17 protein-coding genes are annotated in these 16,562 nt (G+C 72.2%); 8 read left to right on the forward strand and 9 right to left on the reverse strand.

What is annotated here, in order from left to right:
• Positions 1 to 42: 42 nt before the first annotated feature.
• Positions 43 to 1,470: a PLP-dependent aminotransferase family protein gene (locus E1287_RS22880; RefSeq protein WP_131967092.1), complete on the forward strand. Its 1,428-nt coding sequence runs from the start codon at positions 43 to 45 to the stop codon at positions 1,468 to 1,470.
• A 29-nt stretch (positions 1,471 to 1,499) separates the two neighbouring features.
• Positions 1,500 to 1,730: a hypothetical protein gene (locus E1287_RS22885; RefSeq protein ID WP_131967093.1), complete on the forward strand. Its 231-nt coding sequence runs from the start codon at positions 1,500 to 1,502 to the stop codon at positions 1,728 to 1,730.
• A gap of 72 nt (positions 1,731 to 1,802) precedes the next feature.
• Here the strand turns inward: E1287_RS22885 and E1287_RS22890 are convergent, their stop codons facing one another.
• The 3 genes from E1287_RS22890 to E1287_RS22900 all read right to left on the reverse strand — a co-directional run bounded on the left by E1287_RS22890 (position 1,803) and on the right by E1287_RS22900 (position 4,928).
• Positions 1,803 to 3,041, reverse strand: coding sequence for an MFS transporter (locus E1287_RS22890; protein WP_243719337.1), 1,239 nt, complete (start codon positions 3,039 to 3,041; stop codon positions 1,803 to 1,805).
• A gap of 77 nt (positions 3,042 to 3,118) precedes the next feature.
• Complete coding sequence (locus tag E1287_RS22895; RefSeq protein WP_131967094.1) at positions 3,119 to 3,922, reverse strand: ABC transporter permease; 804 nt, start codon at positions 3,920 to 3,922, stop codon at positions 3,119 to 3,121.
• A gap of 52 nt (positions 3,923 to 3,974) precedes the next feature.
• Positions 3,975 to 4,928: an ABC transporter ATP-binding protein gene (locus E1287_RS22900; RefSeq protein WP_207934396.1), complete on the reverse strand. Its 954-nt coding sequence runs from the start codon at positions 4,926 to 4,928 to the stop codon at positions 3,975 to 3,977.
• 84 nt (positions 4,929 to 5,012) lie between these two features.
• On the opposite strand from E1287_RS22900, the gene E1287_RS22905 reads away from it, so the two are divergent.
• Positions 5,013 to 5,639, forward strand: coding sequence for a DUF1707 domain-containing protein (locus tag E1287_RS22905; protein WP_131967095.1), 627 nt, complete (start codon positions 5,013 to 5,015; stop codon positions 5,637 to 5,639).
• A gap of 22 nt (positions 5,640 to 5,661) precedes the next feature.
• Here E1287_RS22905 and glpX read toward each other — a convergent pair whose 3' ends face one another.
• Positions 5,662 to 6,696 (reverse strand): class II fructose-bisphosphatase, encoded by a 1,035-nt coding sequence (glpX, locus tag E1287_RS22910; RefSeq protein WP_131967096.1) that lies wholly within the window; start codon positions 6,694 to 6,696, stop codon positions 5,662 to 5,664.
• Positions 6,697 to 6,948: 252 nt separating this feature from the next.
• On the opposite strand from glpX, the gene E1287_RS22915 reads away from it, so the two are divergent.
• Together E1287_RS22915 and E1287_RS22920 are read left to right on the forward strand one after the other, a co-directional pair.
• Positions 6,949 to 7,614 carry a TetR/AcrR family transcriptional regulator gene (locus E1287_RS22915; RefSeq protein WP_131967097.1) on the forward strand — a complete coding sequence of 222 codons (666 nt, stop codon included), beginning with the start codon at positions 6,949 to 6,951 and terminating at the stop codon, positions 7,612 to 7,614.
• 20 nt (positions 7,615 to 7,634) lie between these two features.
• Positions 7,635 to 8,345 carry a DUF4245 domain-containing protein gene (locus E1287_RS22920; RefSeq protein WP_243719339.1) on the forward strand — a complete coding sequence of 237 codons (711 nt, stop codon included), beginning with the start codon at positions 7,635 to 7,637 and terminating at the stop codon, positions 8,343 to 8,345.
• 22 nt (positions 8,346 to 8,367) lie between these two features.
• On the opposite strand, the gene E1287_RS22925 is transcribed toward E1287_RS22920, so the two are convergent.
• The 3 genes from E1287_RS22925 to E1287_RS22935 form a co-directional block, all read right to left on the reverse strand.
• The gene (locus E1287_RS22925) at positions 8,368 to 8,604 is read right to left on the reverse strand and encodes an exodeoxyribonuclease VII small subunit (protein ID WP_131967099.1); all 237 of its coding nucleotides are present in this window, start codon (positions 8,602 to 8,604) and stop codon (positions 8,368 to 8,370) included.
• Positions 8,605 to 8,614: 10 nt separating this feature from the next.
• Complete coding sequence (gene xseA / locus E1287_RS22930; protein WP_131967100.1) at positions 8,615 to 9,829, reverse strand: exodeoxyribonuclease VII large subunit; 1,215 nt, start codon at positions 9,827 to 9,829, stop codon at positions 8,615 to 8,617.
• Between the two features lie 69 nt (positions 9,830 to 9,898).
• Complete coding sequence (locus tag E1287_RS22935) at positions 9,899 to 10,852, reverse strand: hypothetical protein (RefSeq protein ID WP_131967101.1); 954 nt, start codon at positions 10,850 to 10,852, stop codon at positions 9,899 to 9,901.
• Between the two features lie 252 nt (positions 10,853 to 11,104).
• Between E1287_RS22935 and E1287_RS22940 the strand changes: the two genes are divergently transcribed.
• A complete protein-coding gene (locus tag E1287_RS22940) occupies positions 11,105 to 12,082 on the forward strand; it encodes a 4-hydroxy-3-methylbut-2-enyl diphosphate reductase (protein WP_131967102.1) in 978 nt (325 codons plus the stop codon).
• A 16-nt stretch (positions 12,083 to 12,098) separates the two neighbouring features.
• Here the strand turns inward: E1287_RS22940 and E1287_RS22945 are convergent, their stop codons facing one another.
• On the reverse strand, positions 12,099 to 12,713 hold the full coding sequence (locus E1287_RS22945) for a DUF6542 domain-containing protein (RefSeq protein ID WP_243719340.1): 615 nt from the start codon (positions 12,711 to 12,713) through the stop codon (positions 12,099 to 12,101).
• Positions 12,710 to 14,137 carry a DNA recombination protein RmuC gene (rmuC, locus tag E1287_RS22950; protein ID WP_131967103.1) on the reverse strand — a complete coding sequence of 476 codons (1,428 nt, stop codon included), beginning with the start codon at positions 14,135 to 14,137 and terminating at the stop codon, positions 12,710 to 12,712. Before rmuC ends, E1287_RS22945 begins: the two co-directional genes overlap by 4 nt.
• Positions 14,138 to 14,291: 154 nt before the next feature.
• Here rmuC and ychF point away from each other — a divergent pair, with 154 nt between their 5' ends.
• Positions 14,292 to 15,383, forward strand: a complete 1,092-nt coding sequence (gene ychF / locus E1287_RS22955) for a redox-regulated ATPase YchF (protein ID WP_131967104.1) — start codon at positions 14,292 to 14,294, stop codon at positions 15,381 to 15,383.
• A gap of 511 nt (positions 15,384 to 15,894) precedes the next feature.
• On the forward strand, positions 15,895 to 16,562 hold a 668-nt coding region (locus E1287_RS22960; protein WP_131967105.1), incomplete at its 3' end, for a conjugal transfer protein.

The raw sequence follows: 16,562 nt of genomic DNA on the forward strand, positions 1-16,562 counted from the left end.
CGGTCCGTGACGTTCGCACTCCCTCTTGACGCTGAGAGTCATGTGACCGACCTTCATCTCCCGCTCGACCGGTCAGCAGGCCGGCTCGCCGCGCAGATCGCCGCAGGTTTCCGCACCGCCGTGCGCACGGGCCGGCTCACCGCCGGGACGAGGCTGCCGTCGAGCCGCGACCTGGCGCGCGATCTGGACGTCTCCCGCGGCGTCGTCGTCGCCGCCTACGAGCAGCTGACCGCCGAGGGGTTCCTGGTCGCCCGGCGCGGCGACGGCACCCGCATCGCGCCGCTGGCCCGTCCCGACGAGGCGTCCCCGGCCTCGTCGAACGGCGTGCCCGGCCCGTCCCGGGAGCAGCGGCCGGACCCCGCGCCCCCGCCCGCCTACGACCTGTGGCCGGGCAAGCCGGACCTGTCGGCGTTCCCGCGCGAGCGCTGGATCTCGGCGGCCCGCGCCGCGCTGCGCACGCTGCCGCACGACGCGCTCACCTACCCCGATCCCGGCGGCGTCCCGGCGCTGCGCGCCGAGCTGGCCGGCTACCTCGGCCGGGTCCGCGCCGCGCACGCCGACCCCCGCCGCGTCGTGATCATGAACGGGGTGGCGCAGGGCCTGTCCGCGCTGCTGCGGCTGCTGCGGGCGAGCGGGCACACGCTGCTCGCCGTCGAGGACCCGACCAGCGACCGGCAGCTGCCGATGCTGGACGCGTCCGGCCTGCGGGTGATCCGCGTCCCCGTCGACGCCGACGGGCTGGACGTCGCCGCGCTCGCCCGCACCGGGGCGCGGGCCGTCCTCGTCACGCCCGCGCACCAGTACCCGACCGGCGTCGTGCTGTCCCCGTCCCGGCGCGCCGACCTGATCGCCTGGGCGCGGGACGTCGACGGCCTGATCCTGGAGGACGACTACGACGCCGAGTTCCGCTACGACCGCGAGCCCGTCGGCTGCCTCCAGGGCGTCGACCCCGACCGGGTCGTGCTGCTCGGCTCGGTGAGCAAGTCCCTCGCGCCGGCGCTCCGCCTCGGCTGGGCCGTCGCGTCCCCGGCACTCGCCAAGCGGCTCCGCGACCACCGCGGCACGACCGACCTCGGCGCGCCCGTCCTGGAGCAGTACGCCCTCGCCGAGCTGATCAGGAGCGGCGGATACGACCGGCACCTGCGCACGATGCGGCGGCGCTACCGGGCCCGGCGGGACGCGCTGGCCGGGGCGCTGAACTCCCGGATGCCCGGCGCCGTGGTTCGCGGCGTCTCAGCGGGCATCCACCTCTACGTGGAACTTCCCCGGGGGAGCGACGAGGACGCGGTCGTGGCCCGCGCCGCGCGGTCCGGTGTGGCCGTCGCGGGCGCCCGTCCCATGTGGTCGCCGGGACGCGCGGGCCACGCCACACCCGCCCTCGTCCTCGGCTACGCGGGCCTTACCGAGCCCCGCCTGGTCAAAGCCGCCCAACTGCTGGGCCAAGCGGTTATGGACGTTGCCGAAGGGTAGAACAAGCATCCCCGAGGTAGGAGTTGTTCATGAGTCTCGAAGAGGCCGCGCGGCAGCTGAAGATGGCGGGCCACGACGCGCAGGTGGCCTTCGACTGTGTCGGCCTGGGCGACCTCGAAAGGGCGCAGGAGCACGCCGTGACCCTCCGGGCCGCGGCCGACGCCGCCGAGGTGGCCCTGAGCCGTGCGCTGCAGGACCTGACCCCGGAGCAGGCCCTGGCCGAAGGCGAACGCGCCGTCGTCGCGCTCGAAGACGCCTGACCGTCGTCGTCCAGGCCCCTGTCCTCGTACGGGCGGGGGCTTGAACGTTGCGGGACGTGGCCGCCGCGCGCGTCAGGCGACGGGCCGTTCCATCGTGGGGGAGTCCGGCCGGGCGCCTTTGACCGGGACGGGATCGAACCCCTTCGCGGTGACGAACACGACCAGGATGAGCGCCGTGGGGACGATGAACGCCAGGCGCAGGCCGTGGTCATCGCTGAGCGGGGCGATGGCGCCGACGACGGCCGCTCCCAGGACGAACCCGACGTAGTTGAAGATGTTCACGCGGGCCACCGCCACGCCGAGGCCGGTCGGGTCGACGCGTCCGGCCGCGGAGAACGAGACCGGGGCGATCACCGCCAGGCCGAGCCCGGCGACCGCGAACGCGGCGATGGCGACGGCCGCGTTCGGCGCCGCGACCACGCCGGCCATGCCCACGATCCCGACGGCGCCGCCGAGCCGCACGACCCGCACGGGCCCGGAGCGGCGGACGGCGAGGTCCGCGACGGCACGGCTGACCACCATGGCGATCTGGTACGCGACGTATCCGAGCGGCGCGATCCAGTCGCTGCCGGACAGCTCGTCGTCCAGGTACTTCGCGCCGTAGCTGGAGATCGCGGAGTCGGCGAGGTAGGCGACGGCCATCGCGGCGCCGACGATGAGGATCGGCCGCCACGGGACGCTCCGTCCGGCGGCCTTGAGCTCCTCGGGGGTGGGCCCGTCGCCTTCTTCGGCGCGGGCGTAGAGCCGGTGCCCGGTGGCGAGCGACACGGCGATCCCGATGGCGGCGGCGATCGCGAACCCCGTGAACAGCGACAGGTCGATCTTGTTGGTGAGGGACGCCCAGAGCCCGCCGAGGATCCCGGCGACGCTCCACACCGCGTAGAAGCCGGTGATCAGGCTGACGCCGTAGCGGCGTTCGACCGCGATGGCCTGGGCGTTCATCGAGGCGTCCACCGCGCCGACGAACAGGCCGAACGCCGCGACGGCGACGTACAGCGCGATGTCATTGTCCCCGGTGAGGCCGATCAGGGCGATCGTGACGGCGACCGCGGGCTGGGAGACGCGCAGCACCGGCCCGCTGCCGAGCCGCTGGAACAGGGCGCCGGACGCGACGCTGCCCACCCCGGCGATCAGCGGCACCATCAGCAGCACCAGCGACAGGGTGGCGTCGCTGAGATGGTGGGCCTTCTGCATCTGCGGGACCTGCGTCACCAGGGACGCGAAGCAGAGCCCCTGGACGGCGAACGCCGCGTAGGCGGAGAACCGAGCACGGCGGTCACGCGCGGTGATTCCGGCGCTGCCCTGACCCACGCGGCCCACCTCTCTGCGGCACGCAATGTGAAGAAGATTCGCGTCAGCGTACCTCGCGGGCGGGGGCTGGAGGACGGTCAGTCGATGAGGCGCTTGCGCATCCCGCGGACCGCGATGAGCCACATCAGCGCCGCGAACACCATCAGGGCGCCCAGATGCCCCAGATCGGCCAGCGGGTCCAGGCCGAAGACCGCGTCCCGGACCAGCTCCACGCAGTGGTAGAGCGGGTTGAGGTACGAGACGTTCTGCGCCCAGCCCGGCAGCGAATCGATCGGGAAGAACGTCCCGGCGATCAGGAACAGCGGCGTCACCACACCGGTGATCACGTAGTCGAACGAGTTGATCGACGGGACCACCGAGGACGTCCACATCCCGAACAGGCCGAAGCCGAGCGCGGTGAAGAACGTCACGAACGGCACCAGCAGCATCCCGAACGCGGGGTCGAGGCCGAAGAACATCCCCACGACGATCGGCGTGCACGAGTACACCGACGACTTCGCCGCGATCCACAGGGCCTCGGCCGTCACCAGCTCGTGGACGTCCACCGGCGCGGCGAGCATCCCGTCGTAGGTGTGCTGGAACACGCGCCTGATGTAGCCGTTGAACATCCCCGGGAACACGGACGTGAACAGCGCTGCCGTGCCGACGACGCCCGTCGCGACGAAGTCCAGGTACCGGTAGTTCCCGATCACCGCGACCATCGATCCGAACCCGTAGCCGAAGGCGAGCAGGAAGAACGTCGGCTCCACCATCGAGGCGAACGACTGCGACTTCCAGTACCGCTTGTACAGGGCCAGCTCGTGCCGCCAGATGCCCCGCACCGGCGCGAACTCGAACCGCCGCAACCGCGGCGCCCGCTCCACGCGGGCCTCCACGCTCATTCCTGCCTCCCTGCGGGGGGAACGACCCCCCGCGCCCCCCGGCTCGCTTCGCTCATTCCACACGCTCCCCGGTCAGGATCACGAACACGTCCTCGAGGTTGGCGGCGCGGCGGACGCCGTCCGGGCCCAGCTCGTCCTCCAGGGACGGCGCGATCGTCTCGGCCTTCAGCACCGACACCGAAGGGCCGGTGCGGCGCGTGGGCAGCCCGGCCGCCTTCGCCAGCCGCTCCACCTCCATCAGCCGGTCGGGCGGCCCGTAGTGCTCGATGACCCGGTCGCCCGCGTACTCGGCCACCAGGTCCGACGGGGAGCCGCGGGCGATGACGCGGCCGTGCGACATCAGCGCGCACTCGTCCGCCAGCCGCTCGGCCTCCTCGATGTAGTGCGTCGACATCAGCACGGTCGTGCCCCCGGCGCGCAGCCCGTCGATCAGCCCCCACAGTTCCGCGCGCACCTGCGGGTCCAGGCCGACGGTCGGCTCGTCCAGCAGGACGAGCGCGGGCCGGTGCACCAGCCCGCGGGCGATCAGCAGCCGCCGCCGCATGCCGCCGGACAGGTCGTCCACCTTGGTGAGCTGCCGCTCGGTCAGGTGCGCGAGCGCCAGCGCGTCGTCCACCGCCTGCCTGCGCGCCCGGCGCGGCACCCGGTACAGGTGCGCGAACACCTCCAGGTTCTCGCGGGCGGTCAGCTCCTCGTCGAGGTTGTCCTGCTGCGGGACGACGCCCATCGCGGCCCGCGCGCGCTTGGACTCCCGCGGGACGCTGAAGCCCAGCACGCGGATGCTGCCCTCGGTGGCGATCGCCTGCGCGGTCAGCATCTTCATGGTGGTCGACTTGCCGGCGCCGTTCGGCCCCAGCAGTCCCATGCAGATGCCCGCGGGGACCTCCAGGTCGAGCCCGTCCACGGCGGTGAAGTCGCCGAAGCGCTTCACCACGCCGCGAAGGCTGATCGCCGCCGTGGCGGAGCTCTCCCGGGCAGCCGCGAGCTGCGCACGTTGCACGGTCATGCCTCTCACACTAGGGAAATAATCGGACATAACCCCACTGGTTTTCCGTGGGGCGGATCGGCCGCCTGCGGCTAACCTCATGGTGTGGACGTCCCCCAGCGAGATGCCCGGCCGCGCCCCGCCGACGCGAAGGCTACGCGCGTCCGCGACCTGCGCGCGTCCGACGCCGACCGGGAACGGGTCGCCGCCGTCCTCGGCGAGGCCTTCGCGGACGGCCGGCTCACCGCCGACGAGCACGCCGACCGCACCGCCCGCGCCTACGCCGCCCGCACGCTGGGCGAGCTCACCGGCCTCACTGTCGACCTCAGCCCCGAGGAGGCCCAGCCCATCCTCGTGGACGACCGTCCCGTCACGGTCTTCTTCGGCCGCACCCGCCGGGACGGGCGCTGGGTCGTCCCCGTGAAGCTCCCGCTGCTCGCCCTGTTCGGCACGGTCGAGCTGGACCTGCGCGAGGCCGTCCTGCAGCGCCGCCACATCGTGGTCGACTCGATGGTCCTCGGCGGCCGGATCCGGCTGCTCGTCCCCGACGGCGTCCGCGTGGACGTCACCGGACGCACCATCCTCAGCACCCGCGACCTCCGCGCCCGTCCCGTCGCCGACGGCCCCACGATCGAGGTCGGCGGCACGATGATCTTCGGCTCGGTCCGCGTCCGGGCGCCGAAGCGCACCCTGCGCGCACGCGTCCGCGACCGCTTCACCCGCGGCGGCTGAGCCCGATCCGCCCGCGGGCCCGCTACACCGCCGTGTCGAAGTTGATGGCGCTGTAGGCGCGGAGCTTGCTGAGCTGGTGCTCGCTGTCGATCGTCCGGATCGTCCCGCTGCGGGAGCGCATGACCAGCGAATGCGTCACGGCCGTGCCCTTGCTGTAGCGGACGCCGTCGACGAGTTCGCCGTCCGTGATGCCGGTCGCGGCGAAGAACACGTCGTCCGAGGTCACCAGGTCGTCGGTCGTCAGCACCTTGCCCGGCTCGTGCCCGGCGTCCGCCGCCCGCTGCCGCTCCTCGTCGTCCTGCGGCCACAGCCGCCCCTGGATCACGCCGCCCAGCGCCTTGATCGCGCACGCCGCGATGATGCCCTCCGGGGTGCCGCCGATGCCGAGCAGCACGTCGACGCCCGTCCCCGGACGGGACGCCATGATCGCGCCGGCCACGTCGCCGTCCAGGATGAACTTGATCCGCGCCCCGGCCTCGCGGACCTCCTTGACGATGCCCTCGTGCCGCGGACGGTCCAGGATGCAGACGGTCACGTCCTGCGGCGACGAGCCCTTCGCGCGGGCGACCGCGCGGATGTTGTCGGCGATCGGACGCTCGATGTCGACGGCGTCCGCCGCCTCCGGGCCGGTCACCAGCTTCTCCATGTAGAACACGGCGGACGGGTCGAACATCGACCCGCGCGGCGCCACCGACAGCACCGCGATCGCGTTGTTCATGCCGAGCGCGGTCAGCCGCGTCCCGTCCACAGGGTCGACCGCGACGTCGCACTCGGCGCCGGAGCCGTCCCCGACCTCCTCGCCGTTGAACAGCATCGGCGCGTTGTCCTTCTCGCCCTCGCCGATCACCACGACGCCCTGCATGGACACGGTGTTGATCAGCTGGCGCATGGCGTTCACGGCGGCCCCGTCGGCGCCGTTCTTGTCGCCGCGGCCGACCCAGCGGGCGGCGGCCATCGCGGCGGCCTCGGTCACCCGGACCAGTTCCATCGCCAGGTTGCGGTCCGGGGCCTCGGGCTCGGTCGTGAGCGGAGAGGAAACGGCGGTCTCATCGGACATGGCGGCCCAGCCCTTCGGTCGGTGGCGACCCGGCGGTCGGTGTCGGCCCGGCGTCGGTGTTTGACCCGGATTCTCCGTGGACCGGACGCCCGGCCACAAATTGGACCAGACCAGCCGGGGTCACGGGTCGTACCGGCGCGCGTACCGGCACGGCGGCGCGTCCGGCGCGGCGCCTCCGGCGGGGTGCCGGATTCCGCGGTCGCACTGGCAAGGGATCGTTTCCCCTTGGGAGAGGGCGTAATCTCAGGCGACATGAGCAGCCACATCGACGTCCCGTCCGGCGAGGTGACCCCGAACGGCGAGACGGGGACCGCCGGCGCCCCCGCGCGCACGTCCGACCGCGGGGCCGCGACCCGCGGCGCCCTGCTGGCCGCCGCACGGGACGTCTTCTGCGAGTCGGGCTTCGCCCAGGCCGCGGTGACCGACATCGTCGCCAAGGCCGGCGCGAGCGTCGGCAGCCTGTACCACCACTTCAGCGGCAAGGCCGACCTGTACCTGACGCTGTTCGAGGAGTTCCAGGTCGGGCAGCAGGAACGCACCCGCAAGGCGATCAACGCCGTCCGCGAGGCGGGCGAGACCGACCCGATGCGCCAGTTCCTCGCCGGGGCGCGCGCCTACCTCGACGGCTGCCTGGCGGAGCGCGACGTCTCCCGGCTGTTCATCTCCGGCGACGGCCCGCCCGGCTTCGACCGCGTCATGCGGCAGCGGCTCGGCAAGTGGGCGCGCCGCAGCGCCGCGCTGTTCCACACCGGCGACGGGGGCGTGGACGAGGCCCTGGTCGTGGTGCTGACCGGCGCGATGGCGGGCGCGGTGTCGGAGATCTCCCTCATGGACGACGAGGACGCCGCCCGCAGGCTCGCCGACGAGATCATGGCCATCGTCGGCACCATCTCCAACCCCGGTACGGGGCAGCGCTGACCGTGCGGGATCCTGGAGGGGTGACCGAAGAGGACGTATCCGAGAGCCGCGCCGGAAGCGCCGCCGAAAGCCCCTCCGGAAGCGCCGCCGAGAGCCCCGCCGAGAAGGCTCCGGGCGGGCGGCCCGTGGTCGAGGTGAGCCCGGCCGTCCACAAGCGGCTGACGACGGGGCTCGGCGGCTTCACGATGGCGATGGCCGCGTGCCTGCTGGTCGTCCTGGCGATCTACGCCATCACGCCCCGCAGCAACGAGGAGCTCCTGCCGACCGTCGACTACGGCTCGCAGCTGTGGGCGATGCGCAACGAGGCGCCGTTCACCTCCTACTCGCCGGAAGGGCTGCCGGCGCGGTGGCGTCCGACCAGCTCCCGGCTGCACGGCATGGACTCCGACGGAAAGAAGCCCGTCGCCTGGCATCTCGGGTTCGTGACGCCCAACGACGAGTACGCGGCGCTGGAGCAGAGCAACGAGAAGGCGTCCGAGTACGTCCCGCGCATGACCAACAGCAGCAAGGTCGTCGGGACGCAGCAGATCAACGGCGTCGTCTGGACGAAGTACCACCGCAAGGACAAGAAGGCGAACTCCCTCGCCCGGACCCTCCCGGACGGCGTGAGCCTCGTCGTGACCGGCACGGCGTCCTACGAGGAGCTGACGATCCTGGCCGCGTCGCTCAAACCGCAGAGCAAGAACGGCGCCGGCCTGACCCCCTCGGCGACCCCCGCCACCGGCCCCTGATCCTCAGAAGGGCGCGGCGATCTCAGAAGGGCGCGGCGGGTTCGCCGTTCTCGGGCCTGTCCAGCGCGGCCGCCAGCCGGGCACGGGCGCCTTCGAGCCACTCCTCGCAGATCGCGGCGAGCTTCTCGCCCCGCTCCCACAGGGCCAGCGACTCCTCCAGCGTCAGCCCGCCGGCCTCCAGCCGCTTGACGACGTCCGCCAGTTCGTCGCGCGCCTGCTCGTACGACGGCTTCTCGGCCGTCCCCTTCTCGTCCGCCATCTGCCCCACCCTAGGACTCTCCCCGCTCCGAAACGGTCACGCCGAGGCGGCCTTCGGCCAGCCGGACCTGAAGCCGCTCGCCGTCCTTGACCGCCGCCGACTCCCGCACCACCGCCCCGTCCTCCCGCTGGACGATCGCGTACCCGCGCTCCAGCGTCGCGGCGGGGGAGAGGGCCAGCAGCCGGGCACGGGTGTGCGACAGCTCGTCCCCGGCCCGGTCCAGCGCACCGGACAGGCACCGCCGCGACCGGTCGCGCAGCGCCATGACCTGCTCGGACTGCCGTTCGATCTCCCGCACCGGGTCGGCCAGCGCGGGCCGCGACCTGATCGACCGCAGCCACGCCAGCTCCCGCTCCACGCCGCCCGCCAGGCAGCGCCGCCCCCGGTCGCGGAGCTGCCGGACGAGCTGGAGCTGCTCCCGCACGTCCGGGACGGCCTTCTTCGCCGCGTCCGTCGGGGTCGAGGCGCGCACGTCCGCGACCAGGTCGAGGATCGGGGCGTCCTGCTCGTGCCCGATCGCGCTGACCACGGGCGTGCGGGCCGCGGAGACCGCGCGGACGAGCGCCTCGTCCGAGAACGGCAGCAGGTCCTCCATCGCGCCGCCGCCCCGCGCGATGATGATCACATCGATGCCGGGATCGGCGTCGAGCGCGCGCAGCGCCTCCATCACCTCGCCGACCGCGTACGGCCCCTGCACCGCGGTGTTCTCCACCCGGAACGCCACCGCCGGCCACCGCCGCCGCGCGTTCTGCAGGACGTCGTGCTCGGCGTCGGAGTCGCGCCCGCAGATCAGCCCGATCTTGCCGGGCAGGAACGGGAGCGGGCGCTTGCGCTCCGGCCGGAACAGGCCCTCGGCGGCCAGCACCCGCTTGAGCCGCTCCAGCCGGGCGAGCAGCTCGCCGACGCCGACCGGCCGGATCTCCAGGACGCTGAGCGAGAACGTCCCGCGGTTGATCCAGAAGTCGGGCTTGGCGTGGACGACGACGCGCGCCCCGTCCGTCACCGCGGGCCCCGCCGCCTCGAACACGGCGCGCGGCCCGACCACCCGCACCGACATGTTCGCCACGGGGTCGCGGAGCGTCATGTAGACCGTCCCGCCGCGGGCGTTGAGGTCGGTGATCTGACCCTCGACCCAGATCCGGCCGAGCCTGCCGATCCAGCCGCTCACCGCCTGCAGGACCGTCCGCACCGGGACGGGGGATTCGGCCGTGGTCTCCATAGCCATGCCGGAAGCCTACGGTGCACCCCACCCGCCCCGGACGAACAGTGGACTCGGCCTGTGCCTAGCTGGTGCTCAGCCCGTGCCGTTGAGCTTGGCTATGCGGCGCTCGTACATGCCTATGACGTCCTCACGGGCGGCGTGCTTGCGCTCGTACTCGCGCAGCAGCTTCACCTGGTCGACGGTCAGGCCGCGCAAGCGCGCGCGGAGCTGAGGCAGCGTGGCGTTGTCGTAGTCGGGGACCGGCAGATCCTTCGCGATGCGCTGGGCCTCGGCCTGCGCGGCGGGCTTGGTCTCCGGCTTCGGCTCGAACGCCGCCTCGTCCTCGGGCTTCTTGGTGGGCTTCGCCGATTTGGCGGTGTCGGGCTTCGCCGCCTTGGCGGGCTTTGCGGCCTTCGGGCTCGGTGCGGGTTTGGCGGGCTTCGGGCTCGGCGCGGGCTTGGCCTGCGGCGCGGGCTCCGGCTTAGGCTCGGCCGGCTTCGGGTCCGGCGCGGGCTCGGCGACCGGCCCCTCCTTCTCCGCCGCCTTGTGGTGCCTGCCCAGCGCGCCGGGCCGCGCGGGCTTCGGCGGCGCCCCCGGGCGGGCGTGCTTCGGCGTGTGCCGCGTCCCTGCGCCCGGCTTGCCGATCGAGATCTCCTCGCCGGCCTTGGCGGCGGCACCGTTCCCCGCGGCGTTCCCCGCGGCGGCGGGCTTCGGGCGGGCCGGAGGCTCGGCCACGCGGGTGCGGCGGACGGGCTCGTCCGCGCGCTCCTCGCCGCCGGCCGGCGCCTCGCCGCGGACGCGCTCCGCCACCCGTCCGACGACCTTCCCGGCCGTGGTCTGGACGTCGTCGCGCAGCCGTCCGAGCACCGGCTTCACGCCGCCGCCCTCGGTGATCTCCTTGTAGTCGCGGGTCACCCGGTCGCCGAGCAGCAGCGCGCGCCCGACGCCGAACATGGCCAGCCGGACGGCGTGCAGCGGAAGGTCGCGGACCTGTTCGCCCACCGTGTCCTGCACCTGCTGTCTGAGGCGGCGCGGCGATCTCGTCATCGTCTTTCCTCTTCCCTGCCGACGTGAACACCGAATCGGGTCGTACGGCACTGGCTTGTCGAATGTCACTCTGCCCCATGGGTGCGATCGTGGTCACCCCGGGTTAATGGATTTCTGTCCAAAAGCGGCGTGCGGTGGATCACAACGCGGGCTTCACCAGGGCTTCGTCCCGCCGCCGGGAGGTGTTCACCCGCCCGGCGGACCCCGTCCGCCGCTGTACTGGCCCTAAGCCGTCACTCGTACGATAGACGCATGACCGCGAACACGAAGCGCCGTGTCCTGCTCGCCAAGCCGCGTGGTTACTGCGCGGGCGTCGACCGCGCCGTGGAGACGGTCGAGATCGCGCTGGAGAAGTACGGGGCCCCGATCTACGTCCGGAAGCAGATCGTCCACAACGTCCACGTCGTCAAGACGCTGGAGGAACGGGGCGCGATCTTCGTGGACGAGACCGAGGAGGTCCCCGAGGGCTCCATCGTGGTGTTCTCCGCGCACGGCGTCGCGCCCGCCGTCCACGAGGAGGCCAGGGGCCTGAGCCTGCGCACCATCGACGCCACGTGCCCGCTGGTCACCAAGGTCCACAAGGAGGCCGTGCGGTTCGCCGCCGACGACTACGACATCCTGCTGATCGGGCACGAAGGCCACGAGGAGGTCATCGGCACCACCGGCGAGGCGCCCGACCACGTCCATCTCGTGGACGGCCCCGACGACGTCGCCAACGTCACCGTCCGCGACCCGGAGAAGGTCGCGTGGCTGTCGCAGACGACCCTGTCGGTGGACGAGACGGTCGCCACCGTCGAGAAGCTGCGCGAGCGGTTCCCCAACCTGATGGACCCGCCGTCCGACGACATCTGCTACGCCACGCAGAACCGGCAGGTCGCGGTGAAGGAGATGGCGGCGCAGGCCCAGCTCGTCATCGTGGTCGGCTCGGTGAACTCGTCCAACTCCGTCCGGCTGGTCGAGGTCGCCAAGGAGCACGGCGCCGACGACGCCCATCTCGTCGACTACGCCGAGCACATCGACCCGGCCTGGCTGGACGGCGTCGCCACGGTCGGTGTCACCAGCGGCGCGTCCGTCCCGGACGAGCTGGTCCAGGAGGTCCTGGCCTGGCTGTACGAGCGCGGCTTCGGCGAGGCGGAGGAGATCGAGTCCGTGGAGGAGCACATGCGGTTCTCGCTCCCGAAGGAACTCCGGAAGGACCTTCGCAAGCCCCTGCCCATCACGCCCGTCTGAGTTCGGGTCCGGTGCTCTAGTCCACCTCGCCGTGGTGCAGGCGGCGGCGTTCCTGGGTCGTGGTGGGGGACTCGTCCCACCGGACGGGGTTCTCGTTCTCCTCCTTCTCGAAGAGCCTGACCCCGGCGAGCTTGTCGCGCAGCTCCCTGACGTTCGTCCTGAGCCCGCGGGCCAGGCAGATGACCACCACCAGCACGGTGCCGAAGAACAGCCACGGCGCGGTGGACGCGAGCGCGGTGATGACGCCGACGGTCACGGCGCGCAGCAGCGACCCGTCGCCGAGCGCGGTGGCGAAGACGACCGTGAACGTCGCGGCGAAGAACACCAGCGGCGGGCTGACGACCAGCGTGAGCAGATCGGCGGGACGCGTGGCGAACGCGGCGAGGGCGCAGCCGACCGCGAAGCCGCCGCCCGCGAGCAGCGGCACGCCGAACCAGCGCGACAGAAGCCCGCACACCACCCCGGCCGCGAACATGACGACGATGCCGCCGCGTCCGGTGAGGCTGATCGGGCCGCCGGACGAGGCCGCCGGGCGCGCCCGTGCGGGGGAGTCGCCGCGCTCACGTCCCACTGGACCCTCCAGGGCCGGCGAGGCGCCGCCCGGCGCGCCGCGTACCGTCGATGAACTCATCGCCACCCCTCACCGGGGGTGGGACGACCTCCCGTACCCCCCGGTCCGCTTCGCTCATGGGTGTTTCGCCGATCAGTCTGCTCGGGGATGGCCCGTCCGCCGAAACCTATCGGTTCCGCGGCCGATCCAGGCGGGGACCAATCCTCTTCAGGCATGTGGTCGTCCTTAATGTCCGCGTCCTCGCAAGCGTCTGGGGGCTCCATGGCGTCGAACGGTTCGTCGTGTGCGGTGAGTTCCGCGGCGGAGAGCGCGCGCGGGCTCTCCTCGACGGGACGGGCGCCGTCCAGGTCGTCGTCGACCACGCCCAGCTCGTTCAGCTTGCGCGCACTGACCAGCACGCGCGTTTCCAGCGTTCCGATCGTCCGGTTGTAGGACTTGATGGCACCGGTCAGCGCGCGGCCCAGTTCGTCTACGTGCTGCCCCATCGTCCCCAGGCGCTCGTACAGCTCCTTGCCGAGATCGAAGACCGCGCGGGCATTCCTGGAGAGAGCGGCCTGCTGCCATGCGTAGGACGCCGTCCGCAGCATGGTGATGAGGGTCGTCGGCGTGGCGATGTGCACGCGCCGCCGCATCGCGTACTCCAGCAGGCTGGGATCGCGGTCGAGCGCGGGCGCCAGGAACGCCTCGCCCGGAATGAACAGGACGACGAACTCCGGCGCCGGGCTGAACGCCTGCCAGTACGACTTCGCCGCCAGACGGTCGACATGGTCGCGCAGGTGCCGGGCGTGCGCGTCCAGCCGTACCGCATCACCGCTCTCGGCGGCCTGCAGGTACGCCGCCAGGGAGACCTTGGAATCGACCACGATGCTCTTGCCGCCGACCAGCCGCACCACCATGTCGGGACGAACCGTCCCGTCGACGGTCACGGCGGTGGCCTGCTCGTCGAAATCGCAGTGGTGCGTCATCCCGGCCAGCTCCACGACGCGGCGGAGCTGGAGCTCGCCCCACCGCCCGCGCGCCTCGGGCCGCTGCAGCGCCCGGACGAGCGACTGCGTCTCGCGGCGCAGCTGGTCGGAGCTCTGCCGGACGAAGTCGACCTGCTTGGCCAGCATCGCGTGCGACTCGCGGCGGCCCGTCTCGACCTCGCGGAGCTGCTCCTCCACCTTCGCGAGCGTCTCCTTCAGCGGCGCGACCAGGTGCTCGACGGCCTGCTGCCGCCGCTGCAGCTCACCGGCCGCCTCGACGCCCGCCGCCTTGAGCCGCGCGTCCGCCAGCTCCAGGAACCGCTGGTTGCTCGCGTCCAGCGCCTTCGCGGACAGGCTCTCGAAGTGCTCGGCCATCCGCTCCTCGGCGTAGGCGAGCTTCTCCTCGGCCGCCCGCGCCCGCGCGATCAGCGCGCCCTGCCGGCCCGTCGCGAGCGCGTACCCCGCGACGACGCCGAACACGGCGCCGACGAGGAGTCCGGCGAACAGCGCGAGGTCCATCACCTCATCGTGACAGCGCGCCCGCGATCGACGACCACGACGCGCCGTGACTCCTGCCGTCCCCGGACATTTGGCCCACTGTTCACCAACCCGCGGCCCATCGGATCATCTGGGCAGCCCAAGGGGTGGCCGGACGCCCATAAACTTGACCGCCGTGAGCCTCTCCATCGGAATCGCCGGGCTGCCCAACGTCGGCAAGTCCACCCTGTTCAACGCGCTGACCAAGAACGACGCGCTGGCCGCCAACTACCCGTTCGCGACCATCGAGCCGAACGTCGGCGTGGTCGGCGTGCCCGACCCGCGCCTGGCCGTGCTGGCGGAGATCTTCGGCTCGCAGAAGATCATCCCGGCGACGATGGAGTTCGTGGACATCGCCGGCATCGTCAAGGGCGCGTCCGAGGGGCAGGGGCTCGGCAACAAGTTCCTCGCCAACATCCGGGAGACCAACGCGATCTGCCAGGTCATCCGCGCGTTCGAGGACCCGGACGTCACCCATGTGGACGGCGACGTCGCCCCGTCCCGCGACATCGAGACGATCAACACCGAGCTGATCCTGGCCGACCTCCAGACGATCGAGAAGGCGCTGCCGCGCCTCGACAAGGAGGCGCGCACCAAGAAGGACAAGGAGAAGCTCGCCGTCGTCGACGCCGTCAACGCCGCGCAGAAGCTCCTGGACGACGGCGTCACGCTGTTCGCGGGCGCCGCGGCCGCCGGCATCGACCTGGCGCTGCTGCGCGAGCTGCACCTGCTCACCGCCAAGCCGTTCCTCTACGTCTTCAACCTCGACGAGGGCGAGCTGACCGACGAGGCTCTGCGCGCGCGCCTGCGCTCCCTGGTCGCCCCCGCCGAGGCGATCTTCCTGGACGCCAAGATCGAGGCCGAGCTGATCGAGCTGCCGGACGACGAGGCGCTCGAACTGCTGCAGGGCATGGGCCAGGAGGAGTCGGGGTTGTCGCAGCTCGTCCGGATCGGGTTCGCCACGCTCGGCCTGCAGACGTACCTGACGGCGGGCCCCAAGGAGTCGCGGGCCTGGACGATCCGCAAGGGCGCCACCGCGCCGGAGGCGGCCGGCGTCATCCACACCGACTTCCAGCGCGGCTTCATCAAGGCGGAGATCGTCTCGTACGACGATCTCACCGCCGCCGGGTCCATGGCCGCCGCGCGCACCGCGGGCAAGGTCCGCATGGAGGGCAAGGACTACGTCATGCAGGACGGCGACGTCGTGGAGTTCCGCTTCAACGTCTAGCCGGTGCGCGCGAGGCGGTCGCGCGTTCAGCCGCCGTGCGTATCTGAACAGGGCCGTGACCTGTGTGATTTTGACAACAGCAGGGCCCTGCGACTCCTCCTGAGGCCCATGAGGCCGGTGCGGTGTGAGCGTCGCATGAGCTGGGCGTTTTGACGATAGACGTCCCGAAACAGACACTTTGCCGGGTTCTTTTGGGAACGAATTGCGGTCGGGGACGTCACCAGGTAACCAAGCAACTCCCGACTCGCGGTGCTTGTCCGGATCCTGGACCTGCGCACCGTTCGGAGCCTTGGATAGGGGATCGTCACCGTTTGGCAATCTTCCCCGTTCCTGCTGAGGTGGATTGCATTATCCACAACCGCGTGCCGGGGCTGTGCTTCGCTGCGATGCGCTGGAACAATTGACGCTCGTGGTTACGCTGGGCCCCGGGTGGGTTCAGAAAGGCCACCGGGCAACACGACCAGGCACACAGGACCGCGCCGACCGGGGGCGAGGCGCGAGCGGAGGCAGGATGGCTCGCAGGTCGGCCGTGGGACGCGGCCGTGACACCACCGTCGTCGACGAGACGGCGGCGCCCGGCCGGGCGCTCGCCTCGTCCGCCGACCCGTGGGGCCTGCCCGCCGGCGACCCGGCCGACCGCCGGCGCGGCGGACGCGGACGCGGCGGCGACGGCCCGCGCGGCGGCCGCTGGGGCGGATCCGGCGGACGCTGGTGGGTGTGGGCCGGACGCGCCGTGCTCTGGGCCCTCATCCTCGTCATCCTCGTCAACGGCGTCCGCGCCCCGTTCGAGCGCTTCACCGCCGACGACGACCCGGCCGCCCCGGCCACCGGTCCCAAACCCGCGAGGGGCACCGGGTTCCCCAGCAGCGCCGCCGGGGCCTTCGCCCTCCAGTTCGCCAACGTCTATCTCAACTACGACCAGAAGACCGCCCCCGCCCGCGAGGCGCAATTGCGGACGTTCCTGCCCGACGGCGCCGACCCCCAATTCGGCTGGAACGGCGCCGGCAAGATGCAGGTTCAGTCCGTCCAGGTCGCCGGAGTGGACGCCCGCGACGCCAGCAACGCGACCGTCACGCTGCTCGCCCGCACCGCCGACCAGTGGCTCCGCCTCGCCGTTCCCGTCTACGCCGACAGGAACGGCTCCCTGGTCGTGTCCGCGCGTCCCGCCCTCCTTCCCCC

This window comes from Actinomadura sp. KC06 (assembly GCF_004348735.1).
GTDB lineage: Bacteria > Actinomycetota > Actinomycetes > Streptosporangiales > Streptosporangiaceae > Spirillospora.